Raw genomic sequence first — 15015 nt, 5'->3', positions numbered from 1 at the left:
AAAAATATTAGAATGAATAACTCAACTCAAATAAAAAGCAGCTTATGAAAACACTATTCCCCAAAAAAGCTGTACTGTTAATATTATTTATTATCAGTACCATAAGTAATATAAGTGCGCAAGAATCGGTCCCTCTTACTCCAAGACCAGGAGCTCAATTCAATAATATTAGAGGAAACATGGTAATGACCGGTAATGATATTGTCGGTGTAATAGAAGATGATAATGGGACCACCTTTACCAATCCAAATAGGAATTATAATGGTAATGATAATAATGGTAACTATGTTACGGCTTTTATAGATGTTGATAATGATGACTCTACTTTTAGCTCTAGTGAAGCGGGTTTAACTGTACCTAGAGAAGATTGTAGCCGTTTAGTATATGCCGGATTATATTGGTCGGCTAATTATTATATGGCAAGAGGTAATAGTCCAAATAATTTTAGTAATAATGAAATATCTAGTAACTCGGATACCAATACAGCTTTAATAATTAATAACGGTCCTCTCGCTCAACAGTATACTGCCAGAAACTCGGAGTTTAGTAATGACAATTCTGATATACAAAGAAATCCTGTAACTTCATATTTAGTAGTAGCTCAACCTGTCAATGGTTGTGGGATTACTAATGGAGCTCAGCTATCGGGGAATATAGCTGTGATTAGAGATGGTGGAAGCTGCTCACTAAGAGAAAAAGTAGTTAATGCACAAAATGCAGGTGCGGTTGGAGTTGTAATAGTAAATGATGGAGGGCTTTTGCCTAGACTTACAGGGAATGGTCCGGCAATAAACATTCCTTCTGTATCAGTAGGGAATGATGATATAAATAATGCCAATTTTGCCGGTGGAGATTTAATACCTTTACTACAGGCACAGAGTAATGTAGTTCTGGCTACACTATCAACGGATCAAGGAAATGATATTTTAAACAACTTACCCCTTACAGATCCAAGAAAACAGGGTCCTGCAGATTTTAGAGATATAAAATTTAAGGTACCAGGAGGAACATATGTAGATGTAACGGCAAGCAGTGTTGTTTTTGATGGATATAGAAATACACCTACGAATCCTTTAGGAGATAATGCAAATGACGAACTTCCTTATGTTTGTTATGCGGATGTAACAAGTTTATTAGATCCTGACAATAATTTTGGTACTTATACGGTAGCTAACATGAATGCTACACAAGGTTTTACCAGTGGTGGTGATGGTGCCTGTGGAGGTTGGTTTATAGTTGCTATTTATGAAGATCAACAAGAATCGGCTAAGTTTATTAGTACGAGTGATGGGTTTGTTCAGATTTTTAGTGGTCAAACTCCATTACAGTTTACCTATAGTGGGTTTACGACACCTACAGGAGCTAGTGAACCTGTTAATGTAAGATTTGGTACTTCTTCATTAGAAGGTGATACTAGTTTGGGTGGAGATGAATTAAGAATAGTGAATACATCTGGAGGACTTACTGCCTTAGGACAAGGAAATGCAAGTGCCAATCCAACGACTAATTTTTTTAATGGATCTATATCTTTTGATGGTAATTATATTACAGACCGAACTCCTAATTCGGAGAATACGCAAGGGTTTGATATGGATTATTTTGAACTTCCAAATGTCACAAAAGATCTTGTAGGTAATGGACAAACATCTGCGACGTTTGAGTTGTTCACAGATCGAGATCGATATAGTGTTTTTTTTAATGCTTTTTCTGTTACTATTATAGAGCCTGAACTAAGAATTATTAAAAAGGTTTTTGATTTAGATGGTACTACGGAAATAACCGGAAATAATGTCGAACTGGGAGATGAAGTTTTTTACGATTTAGAAATAGAAAATATTGGTAATGAAGATTTTGTTGATGGAACAGTTATTATCACAGATATATTACCCCCTAATACAAATCTATTAGGAGTAGTTGATGCCACGTTACCACCTGGAGTAACTTATACAGAAACGTCACCAGGTGTACTAGAGTTCAATATACCTGCAAGTATTGTAGAAACTAGAAATGACGAACCAGTTGGAGTTGGAGATGGGCCAATATTTATACGATTTAGAGCACAATTAGTAAGTAGTTGTGAAGAATTAAGAGATGCTTGTTCCGATGTTATTACAAATTCTGCCACGGCTACCTATACTGGATTACAGTCTGGTACTCTTGGAAGTACTACTAGTAGCTCTCAATTAGGAGTTTGTGGAGATCAATTAAACGAAGCTTCTAATATACTTGTTAATGTTCCTGCATGTCAATTAGACGTAACTTTTTGTGATGATGAGTTACTTTTAGTTGCAGGTACAGGTTATAATCAATATACTTGGTCGGGGCCTGGTATTGCTACACCTGTAGTTACTACGGTTAACTTTTTTAATGTACCAAACCCTCAAACAGGTGTTTATACAGTTATTAAAGAAGATACAGATGGTGTTGACCCTAGTTGTATGTCTCTTACAGAAGAATTTACAGTAACTGCTTTTAGAGATATTACGAATCCTGTTCTGGATTATGTAAATGGCACGACCATAGTTACTGAAGATTGTAGTGGTGTTCCTATACCGCAAATTTTATTATGTGGTGATCAGACACAATTACTCGAAACTAATTTTGATCCTTCTAGCTTAGATGATATTTCTTGGCAACGACTAACCCCTTCGGGATCATGTGTTTTAGATCCTAACGATCCTTGTTCCCTGTTAGATGGTAATTGTACTGATGCCAATTGGGTTGAGGTTGCAGGAGGAGATACAGAGGATTATACTGTTTCTGAAGCAGGTGATTATAGAATTCTTGCAGAGTTTGATGGTGGATGTATTATACCATTTTATTTTAGTGTATTTAAGAACGATTACCAACCAGACTTAACCATGAACCCAATAGAATGTGGTAGTGATGGTAGTGTTAGTGTAATAAATGTACCTACTAATTTTGCGTTTAGTTTAACATCTGGAGGTCCTTATACAAATACCACTGGTGTTTTTCCTATATCTACTGCCGGTGATGTTACTGTGTATGCGATTGATACTACTTTTCCAGGATGTGAGTATTCTGAAACAATAAATGTTCCTTCGATTGACCCAACATTTAGTGTTACAGGAGTTGACCCATCTTGTGTTAATGATGATAATGGAACAGGTTTTGGAAGAATTAATATAACTGTTACAGGTGGAATACCTGAATATCAATATACGATTTCAAGTGCTGCATTAGGAGCCGCAGATCCTATAATTGTACCTAATAGTAGTGCAAACAACGGTAATTATACACAAAATAATTTACCAGCAGGTACGTATACTGTAGAGGTAATTTCAAATAGGCCAACACCAGAGTGTGTTTTTGATGCAACTGTTACGATTAATCCTGCTCCAGCTTTTGACGCGGAAGTGGTATTATTAGCACCTGAAACTTGTGATAGTGGAGCTTTAGTTCAAGTAAATGTTTTAAATGGTTCAGGTGATTATTTATATGATAACGGTGATGGTAATTTTGTAGCGTGTAATATTTTCGAGATTCCTAGTCCTGCAAATCCAGCTACTACATATACATTTAGAATAAGTGATAATAGTATTCCTAGTGGTTCACCAGCTTGTGTTATTTCTGCAAGTATTGATAATATATCACCATATGAGCCAATTGTAATTGACAATGTTACTGTTACACAACCTCCTTGTCCTGGAGATACAGGACAAATACAGGTAGATGTTTCACCAACGGTAGCAGGAAGATTATATACATATCAACTTTGGGATTGTGCTGCGGATCCAAATTGTGGTAACGGTATTAGTGATCCTGCTGATCCGAGTGATGAAGATCCAAGTTTATGGACTTTGGTTAATGATATTAGTTCTACAGGAAGTCAAACGATTACATTTACGGGAGTTCCTGATGGTAATTCATATGTAGTTCAAGTAACCCATGCTAATACTACACCTGCAATTACAAATCCTGACTGTTCTTTTCCAGTACCAGAGGCAATAATATGTCCAGTTACACAATATGGATTTTCTATTAGTTCCCCAACAGGAATCACAGCGGATGTAACTCTTGAAAGACCATTAAGTTGTATCGTTGGTAGCGAAGATGCTATTATTCAAGTAGATAATATAGCAGGAGGTTCTGGTTCTTATGAGTGGAGTTTAGATAATGTTACTTTTACAAATGTAACAACTACTCCATTTGATATTTTGGTAAGTATAGATGGGGCTTATACAATATACATTAGAAACCAAGGAAGTGCAGATTGTGCTGCTCCTTTTGTTATAGACGTACCTGCACTTGTTTCTATTGACTCTATTACTTTTACACCAGGAAATAGTGATTGTACTTCTCAAAGTTCAGAAGTTAGTTTCGAGGCACAACCTCCATTATCAGCTGCTGATATAGCTGCTGGAGTGGTCTATGAATATGATGTGTCTCCTGATCCCGCTACTGGCACAGGTGCTACGGGAAACACAGGTTTTTTAACTACGAATACCTATACAATAGCTCAAGGTATTACGTATACCATTACCGCCAGAAGAAGTGATGATCAATGTACTTTTAATGATGATTATAGAGTAGATGTAATTGATCCTATAGATATAACAAGTGCTGTAGAAACTACTCCTGTTGTTTGTGTTGGAGAAAATAATGGAGCCTTATCTTTTACAGTAACAAATAGCACTTCTTTTGATTACACCGTTACATTGGGTGGAACTACAGTTGATTCTGGTAATGGTATCACTACAAGTCCGGTAAATGTTATCGGCTTAGTTGCGGGAACATATACAATAACGGTTACAGATACGAATCCTGGAGGTTCAGGCTCACCATTAAACTGTTCTGATACAGCAATGGTAGATGTAACAGAACCAGCAACACCACTTACTTTTACAACAGTAGCTACAGAGACAAATTGTGGTGCCAATACAGGTACTATTACTGTAACTGCAAGTGGTGGTAGAGGAAACTATCAATACAGATTATTGGATAGTGGAGGCGGAGTAATCGTAGATTATCCTAACACTAATAATATATTTACAGGGCTTGCAGTAGACACATACACTATTTTTGTTAGAGATGGTAATTCTGCAGCCGCTTGTGAGATTAATAATACTGAATCAATTACGCAGTCTGCTTCGCCAACAATAGTACTGGCGACAGGAGGAGATAATTGCTACGATGGAACAGATCAAGCAACGCAATGGGTAACAATTACTCCTGGAATACCTACTCCTTTAGGTCCTTTTGAGTATAGCCTTAATGGAGGAACTGGAGTTGCAATAACGTTTTTACCAGTTGCGACACCTGCTCCGGTAAATACTTTTGAAATTCCTAATCTTACACCAGGAAATTACACGGTAATTGTTACAAATACAGCAACAAATTGTTCGACTGCAGCATTGGCATTTACAATAAATCCGGAGTTGACGATCACCGCTGATTTGGCAAATGATATTAATTGTAATGAAGATGCGAACATAACATTTACTCCTGCAGGAGGAAGTACAGTGTATACTCAGTTTGATTTATATGCTCAAGGTTCACCACCAACATTGGTGCAAGCAAATATTACATCTCCTCATACAATTTCGACACCAGGAACATATGTTGTTCAGGTTACGGATGATCAAGGATGTACAGCTTTTTCTAATCCAGAAACTGTTACAGCATACGAAACTATTGCTACAAGTGCTCCTGTAGTTACAAATCCAGATTGTCCTACAGATAACGGAAGTATAGAAATTACGGTTACCGCGGGAGAAGGACCATTTACTTATGTACTGGATGGAGATGCAACCACTACGCAAGGACCAACTGGAACCGGACCAATAACGTTTAACAATGTTCCAGTAGGACCACATACAATAACTATAACTGATGGATCAGGAGCAAGTCCTGCTTGTACATTGGATGTCAACGCTACAATTGTTGCTCCAGTTGCAATAACAGCAGATATAGCTATTACCCAAGAGTATAGATGTGATGCTACAGGATCAAGTACAACTCCTCAATTAGGAACGATTACGGTATCTAATCCTGCAAACGGTACACCGCCATATGCATATAGTATAGATGGTGTAGACTTTAGTAATACAACAGGAATATTTACAGGATTAACAGATGGTACTTATACATTGTTTATTAGAGACGGAAATACAGTTTCTTGTCCAATAAACTTAGGTCAGTTAACAATTGATCCATTAGTGCAAGTTACTGATCTTTCTTTTGCTGCGACACAAGTTCAATGTCCTGCGTTAGAAGCAGATGTTACATTGACTCCAACTTTAGATGGAACGAGCACTGTAATGTATGAAATTACAGCTCCAATAGCAGTAGGTCCTCAGGTATCTAATGTGTTTACAGGGTTAACCTCTGGAACAACATATACTTTTTTAGCTAGAACAGATACGGATGGATGTGTATATACTGAAACTTTTACGGTTCCTACTATTGATTTAATAGCAGTGAATGCTACCTTAGTTAATGAGCCATTGTGTAATGGACAAAGTACAGGAGAATTATCATTTACAGTTTCAGGAATTGATTTAACAACAGAGACTTATGAATACGAGGTTTCTATAGGAGGAACTATTGTTGCGCAAGCAACAGGTCAAAACACAGCAACTATTCCAACAGGAGATATATTGGCAGCTGGAACATATGATATTTTAGTTACAGATGAAAGAACTAATTGTACAGCAACAGATCAAGTAATTATTGGAGAACCTGATGTTATTACGTTTACTATAGATCCTATTGATCAAGATTGTGTTGCTAATACAAGTACTGTTACCATTAGTAATGTGATGGGTGGAAGTGGTGTTGGTTACACTTGGATATTAAATGATTCAGGAGGAACAGCTGTTGGTCCAAGTAGACCAGTTACTGATCCTTATTTAAATGTTCCTAATGGAACAGGGTATCAAATTATAGTAACGGATAGTAATTCTTGTGTATCTGCTACACAAACTTTAGATATTAATCAATTACCACAGATAGCAGCTACAGTAGATACGGGTTCTGATTTCTGTTTGGATGATGGGACAGTAAGTTTTACGATAAACATTGACGGAACAAACTCTGGAACCCCAGATTATATATATAATGTTGCATTAGGTGGAACGATAGTGATACCAGACACTAATGTGGGTGCCGTTACTACTTTTACTACAACGCCTGCATTAACACAAGCAGGTACGTATACAATTACAATAACAGACAGTAATGGTTGTCCAGTAACACTTACTGAAACTATTGCAGAGGCGGTTTCACTTGATGTTACCCAGGTGGCGGATATTACTTGTAATGCTGCAGGTACTCCTGTTGATGCTTCTTTTTCTTTTGTTGTGAATGGAGGATACACGCCTTATGACATTGCGGTTTCATTTAATGGAGGTGCTTTTGTAGATCATATTACTAATGGTACTACACCATTTGTTGATTATGTAGCTACTTCAGGAGCTGGAACTTATATTTTTAGAGTTACTGATGATAGAGGATGTACATTTACTACTTCTCCTTTTACAGTTACAGATCCGGTTGCTCCGACAATCACAGCACCAACTGTAAATGTAGATTGTTTTGGTGACACAGGTACTGCTGTAGTAACTGTGACAGGAACAGAAACCCCTTATGAAATTGATTTCGGAAATACAGGAACATTTGTGGCAATTACAGGTACTCAAATAACTTTCCCTAATTTAGTAGAGAATACTTATAACTTTACTGTAAGAAGTAGTAGAGGATGTTTATATCCAGGAACTGTAGAAATTGCTGCACCGGACGAAATTTTGGAGGTAAGTAGAACAGAAACACCTGTTACTTGTGGTGGATCTGTTATTGTTACAGAGTTAGGAGCGATAGATTTAGAAATAGGTGGTGGTTCAGGAACATATACTTATACATTGGTAGATGCAAGTGATGTTTCAATAAGACCTATTGTTCCTTCTACTAATACTACTTCAACGAATCCTGTTGTACTAAGTGCTTCAACAACAGTTCGATTCGAAGGATTAAATTTTGGTCAGTATTTCATCTTTGTAGAAGATGATAATGGTTGCGTTTCTAACCCGGATCCTATAGGGCCGTTTAATATATTTTCACCACCAAGTGATTTAGTTCAGAATGTTGTTGCAACTGGTAATTGTCTTGCCGGTGTAATTTTTGATATAGATGTTGTTGGAGGTGTTGGTCAGGATAACACTACAAATCCACCTTTAGGATTTGATATTCGTATTGTTGGAGAAACTGGACCTTTAGGTACGTTTGTTCCTTTAAATGATGAACCATTGAACGCTACGGTTACAACTCCTACTAACCCAATAAGAATTCATCGATATGGAGGAATGACTGCTGGTGCTTTTGATGTTCTTCAATTTAATAGAACTTATATCTTAGAAGTAAGAGATAACGCTACGGGTTGTTTGTATCAGGAGTTGGTGCCACCTGTAACGCCTCCGTCTGATCCAGATATTATTAATTTTGTGTCGACGGATGTTACATGTAATGAGGTGCCAGCACTGGATGATGGGGAAATAAGTTTTGATATTTCTGGATATGATGCTACTGTTACATCTGTTTCATGGGAAGTATTTGATCAGTTTACAAATGTTTCTTTAGGAGCAGCTTTTTCTGGTACTTCGGCGGTAGTATCTCCTGCGACAGTTCCAGTTACAATTTCTAATTTCCCACCAGGGAGATATTATGTGATTGTTAGAGAAGATGATGGAACTTTATGTTCGAACAGAGTAGATTTTGAAATAGATATCCCAGATCCATTAATTTCTGTAGCTACTAATCTTACTCCAGCTAATAGTTGTGGTACTAATGCACAGGTAATAATGGATACTGATGGTGGTACACCTTTTGGAATACCACCAACTACGGATGGATATACATATGCTGTAGTGGCCGATGGTGCTGGTGATCCAGGTACGTATCCATTAAATGATAACACAATTGATCTAGGTAATACTGCGGGAGATTTTGATATTTGGGTAGCAGATCTTAATGGATGTAGTTTTGGCCCTGTAGATGTTACCGTAGTGGTAAATCCACTACCAACTGTTACAGCGAGTTTTATTGATGATTGTGCATATGATAATAGTAATGTAATTGATGTAGATGGTACAGGTCTTGGAACATTATTGTATCAAATTGATGGAGGAACTGCGGTTACAGGTAGTATAGATAATAATAATCACCAATTTATTGTATCTACTCCTGGATCGTATATAATAACAATTACAGATGAAACAGGTTGTTCTGTAGATACGCTTCCGGTTGTGGTTTATGACGAACTAGTTATTAGTGCAGCATTTACAACTGCTCCAGATTGTGAAAACCCTACAGGTGTTATTACTACAACAATTACATCAGGTGTTGTACAAGGGACATTAACATATGTACTACAAGACGGAACTGGAACACCAACAGGAAATGTAACGGGTGATATTAATGGAATTTATACTGGTGTTGCTCCAGGTGATTATATCGTAGTTGCTACGGATGATGGACGTGGAACTATTGCACCATTTTGTTCGTTCTCTGCTCCGGTAAGTATAGATGCTCCGACGCCTCCAGTACTTGTACCTGAAACTACTTTTGTTACTTGTATAGGTGATACGGATGGTGTTATAACGGCAGCATTAACAGCTGCATCGACGGATACTGACCCAGCGGTTATTTATGAATATAGAATTTCTGCACCGATAGCAGATGTAACTCCATTCCAAACAAGTCCTGTATTCTCAGGTTTAGGTATTGGAACATATACTATTGAAGTAAGGGTTACTAAGCCAAACGGAGCTTTAAATGTGATTTGTTTGGATACTGAAGATTATATTATAGACCAACCTTCACTTCCTGTAGCAACTGTAGCATTGGAGACACCTTATGGATGTACTGGTGCTGCGATAAATCTTCCTGTAATTACTGTAGATAACTTTGCTGGAGGTAATTCACCATACACTATATCTTATACAGATCCATCAGGAAATACAGTTGGACCAGTAGATCCAGCTACATTGGATACGGATACGGGAATAGCAGGTATTCAGATTATAGCAAATGAAGCAGGTAATTATACATTCACAATCTTTGACACTAATGATTGTCCAAATGTATTGGTGCCGTTTAATATACCTCCATTCCCGATAATGACGGACGCGGTAGTTAATCAGGTAACACCAATAGATTGTGCTACAAATACTGAAGAAGTTACAGTTACTGTAACTGGAGGAACAGGACCTTATGATTTTGTTGAAATTAATGGAGCAGTTCCTTCTCAATTAGGAGTTGCGTCAGGAGGTGCTACTACTACTAGTGCATCATTCTTCCTTCCTGGAGTTGGTAATTATATCTTTAGAGTCACGGATACAGGAACTGGTTGTTCAATTGATACAGCTCCTTATGAAATATTGCCATATGATACTATTGAAGCAAATATTGCAGTAGTTACTCCAGATATTCTATGTTTTGGAGATGCTACCGGAAATATTGAACTTACTGTTACAGGGCATACAGGTCCTTATAATTATACAGTAACAAATACGACTACAGGAACCGTTACAGGCCCTATAGGTGCAGATACCACTGTACAGAACCCTATTACCATAACTGGTTTAGAAGCAGGAAGTATTCAGGTTTCAATTATAGATCCTGTTTCTACTTGTAATGATACGTCTAATGTTGTCAATATTGCTCAACCTACAGAATTACTATTAGCCTTAGATTCTAATACTAATGCAAATTGTAATGAAGATGGAAGAGTTGTAGTAATAGCTTCTGGAGGAACATCTCCTTATACTTTTACTGCAACAGATGTGCCAAGTGGAGGAACATTTACAACTACAAACACAACAGGAATATTTGATTTACCTGTTACGGGCACTAGTACCGATTATACAATTAGTGTTGTGGATGATAATTCCTGTACTTCTAATCCTGCTTCTATAGTGGTTACGGTAAATAGAACTGATAATCCTGTACTTAATCCACTTACGGTGGATGATGTATGTACTCATGATGGAAGTTATGTAATATCTGCATCAGGAACTAGTAATGTTCCGGTACCGCCAGGTTCAGGAATATTAAGATTCCAATTAGATACAGGTGTTATAGAAGATGCTAATAACGGAAGTACTGCGCATACATTCACTGTAGCTACTCCTGGAACTTATACGGTTACTGCATATGATGAAAATGGATGTCCTTCTAATGTGGAATCAATAACGATATTACCAGAATTAACTGCTACTGCAGATTTCACGACGGACCCTACTTGTAGAGATGTTGATGGAACAATAACAGTAACAGTTAATGGTGGATCAGATTTTGCTGTCAATCCAGGTAATTTCACTTTTACCCTAAGAGATGAAGCTACAAATGCAATTGTTGCTGGACCTCAGGTAGGAAATAATATTTTTACTCCAATCGCTGCGGGTGATTATATAGTGGAAATTACAGATGTTAATATCGCTGCGATTACTACGCCGTGTACAATTACAATAGATGTTCCAGAATTAACGGTGCCGTTGGATCCTATTCCATCTGCAACGTCAACTGCTGTATCATGTATAGGAGCGACTGATGGAACAGTTACCGTGACATTACAAACAGGTACTGATTTAGATGGTCCTTACACATATCAAATATATGTTGATGATGGAACAGGAAACCCTGATTTAGCGCAACAGGTTGGAGTTGATCAAATAGATAATCCAGTATTTACTGATTTACCATTTGGAGATTACGTAGTTGTGGTAACCTCAGATAGAAGTTGTTCTGGTCAGGTTGCTATTACGGTTGCGAATGCTACGCAAGTTGCTGTAGCAATTTCTCAAAGTGCATATAGCTGTGCTCCAGATAATAGTTCAGTATTCCCTATAATTACTGTAACAATAACAGCTGGAACTGCACCATATAGTATTTCTTATGAAACACCTTCTGGAGTAGTTGTAACTGAATTAGATATCGCTGACGCTAATTTAGGTACTCCTGAAATAGATTATGAAATTACTGCTGATGAAGAAGGAGATTATTTAATTTCAGTTACGGATAGTAATAGCTGTGCTACAAATCCTGTAACTGAAACGGAAACAGTAGCACCATTCCCAATAATGACAAATCCTGCTGTTGCTATCGTAACAGATATCACTTGTGCTGTTGATGAAGAAGTTACTATATCTGTACAGGGAGGTTCAGGGGATTTCTTGTTTGAATTAATTGACAATACTGGTACAGTGATTAATCCACCTGCACCTGTAGATACACCTGCTGGTGTGTCAACAGCTAATTTTGTGTTACCAAGACCTTTAGGTATTTATACATTTAGAATTACAGATCAGATTACGATGTGTACGATTACTGTTACTCATGAAATTGATCAATTCGATTTTGTAGAATTGGTAGCTGCTGAGGAAACACCTGAAACTTGTTTAGGAGATGCAGATGGTACGATCAATATATCGATAACTGGATATACAGGACCATATAATTTTACAATTCTTGATGAAAATGGGAATCCAACAGCGTTCTCCGGAACAGGAGATACAACAACGGATCCAAATCCATATATTTTACCGGTTAATTTACCACAAGGTGTATATATTGTAGAAATTGTGGAAACCGCGGATCCATTGTGTACAGAACGATCGAATGTTGTTGCAATTACAGGACCTGGTGCACCAATTGTAACAGCGATATCAGCTATCAACACAGTAGAGTCTTGTGTTCCTGGTAGTGATGGATCTTTCCAAGCGTCTGTTACTGGAGCACAAGGAACAGTTACATATACGTTAACTCCTGGCGCTATTTCTAATACAACAGGGTTATTCGAAAATCTAACTGCTGGATTGTATACGGTTACTGCTGAAGATAGTCAAGGATGTACCGATGATGAGCAGTTTACCATACAGTCACCTAATGCTATAATTGTTGATCCAATAGCGGATAGCAGTGTTACCTGCTTTGAGGATGTTGATGGTAGTATTACTGTTGTTGCTAGTGGAGGTCAAGGACCAGGAACTTATTTGTATACTTTAACATTCCCTGATGGAGTTACTACTAGTGGACCACAGCCTACTAATGTATTCAATAATCTAGGTGCAGGAACTTATACGATTACAGTTTCTGATAATTTAAATTGTACAGCGACAACTACTGCTATTATAAATGAGCCAAATGAAGTTACTGTTAGTATAGATAGTGTTACAGAAGTTACGTGTGATATTAATACAATTGATGTAACAATCAGTGGAACAAGTGATGTAGCAATCATTGAATATTATTACGTTGATCAAGATGGTAATGAAGTAGCAAATGGAGGATCTGGAATTTTTACAGGCCTTGGAGCAGGAGAGTATCAATTCTTTGTAGAGGATGTAAATGGTTGTAGATCTCAATTATCTTCGCCAGTTCCTGTAATACCAATTAATCAGATAATGATTGCTTTAGATACAACTGCTGCAAATATTAACTGTTTTAATGAAGCTACAGCTGTTATTAATGCTACTGTTACCGGAGGTATTGGAGACTATATTTTTGAGTTAACGAATAATACTACTACTCAAACTTGGGGTCCTCAAAATAATAGTGAATTTATTGACTTACCACCAGGAAACTATACATATTTAGTAAGAAGTGATAGAAATTGTGTTGCTCAAGTAGATTTCGATATTATAAATCCTGCGGAGTTTGAAAATATTCCACCTCAAATTACAGATGTGGTTTGTTTCGGAGAGGATAATGGATCTATTATTGTATTTGCGGCTGGAGGTACACCAGATTATTCTTTTGCAATAAGTACAAATCCAGGTCAATTCTTTAACGATGAATCGGACAATGTTCCTAACCAACATACGTTTACCAATTTAGTTCCTGGAACGTATCAGGTATTTGCACAGGATGCTAATGGTTGTGGACAAGTATATGATGTAACTATCGGTGAGCCTGATCAGTTAATGGCTAATATTGTGGGAGCAATAACGCCAGAAACTTGTTTTGGTGATAGTGATGGAGCGGTTACTATCGATATTACCGGAGGTACACCACCGTATTCAACAAATATCACAAATAATGATGGAGATTTTATGGACGGAGTGTTGACTTATATGGACCTTCCAGGCGGAACTACTACGATCTTTATTAGAGATGCTAATGATTGTAGAATAAACTTACCAGTGGATATTCCAGAAGGAGCTATTCTTAATGGAGTAATGAGTCCTAGAGTTGATTGTCCAATAATAAATACAGATGGTTCGATAAATCAACCACCTATATATTACATAGACTTTATTTTAGGCGATGACTCTGTAGACACTGATATTCTTTACAACCTAGTATCACTAGATGGAGGTGTGAGTCCAGGAGATAGTTTATCTCCAACATTCATTGTACAACCAGGAGAATATCAAGGAACTATGACTTATACTCCTACAGGATGTGTGTTTGATTTAGGATCAATAACAATAGAAGAATATATTCCTTTAGCAACACCAATTGCTCAGATGACAAATAATCCTCAGGATCCTAATGAGTATGAAATTATTGTAACAGGAGGTAGTGGAGATTACACTTATTTTGTAGCAATCATACCTAATGGGCAAACGGTGAATGATTTAACCGATGCGGATTATAGAGAATTAGATGATAATATTTTCTCTATTGATGAAACTGCGGAGTATGCATTAAGAGTTGTAGATAATATGGGTTGTGAGGTAGTTGGAGTTCAAGAATTGATTTTTATTAACATTATCATTCCGAATTACTTTACACCTGATGGTGATGGTACAAATGATACCTGGTATCCTAGACAAGATCCGTTTAGAGATCCATTCTTCTTTGATGATATGGAAGTTAAGGTATTCGATAGATATGGTAGATTATTAGCTGAGTTTGTTGGAGACCAAGGAACCAATAACGGTTGGGATGGAATTTACCAAGGAAGTGAGTTGCCATCAGGAGATTATTGGTTTACCATTATTCTTAATGACATTGATAACAGAGAGTTTACAGGTCACTTTACTTTATATAGATAAT

1 protein-coding gene is annotated in these 15015 nt (G+C 37.2%); it reads left to right on the top strand.

The window, feature by feature from the left end; translation table 11 throughout:
• Positions 1 to 44 precede the first annotated feature (44 nt).
• On the top strand, positions 45 to 15014 hold the full coding sequence (locus J8L88_RS01190) for a T9SS type B sorting domain-containing protein (RefSeq protein ID WP_211059743.1): 14970 nt from the start codon (positions 45 to 47) through the stop codon (positions 15012 to 15014).
• Position 15015: the final 1 nt, after the last annotated feature.

The sequence above is a fragment of the Aquimarina sp. MMG015 genome, from assembly GCF_018100855.1.
GTDB lineage: Bacteria > Bacteroidota > Bacteroidia > Flavobacteriales > Flavobacteriaceae > Aquimarina > Aquimarina latercula.
Note: the sequence above shows the minus strand (reverse complement) of the source record. Positions and strands in the feature narration are given on the sequence as shown.

What these genes read in the sequence shown, in the direction of transcription:
- J8L88_RS01190 (WP_211059743.1), top strand. Translation starts at nt 45, where the DNA reads ATGAAAACACTATTCCCCAAAAAAGCTGTACTGTTAATATTATTTATT.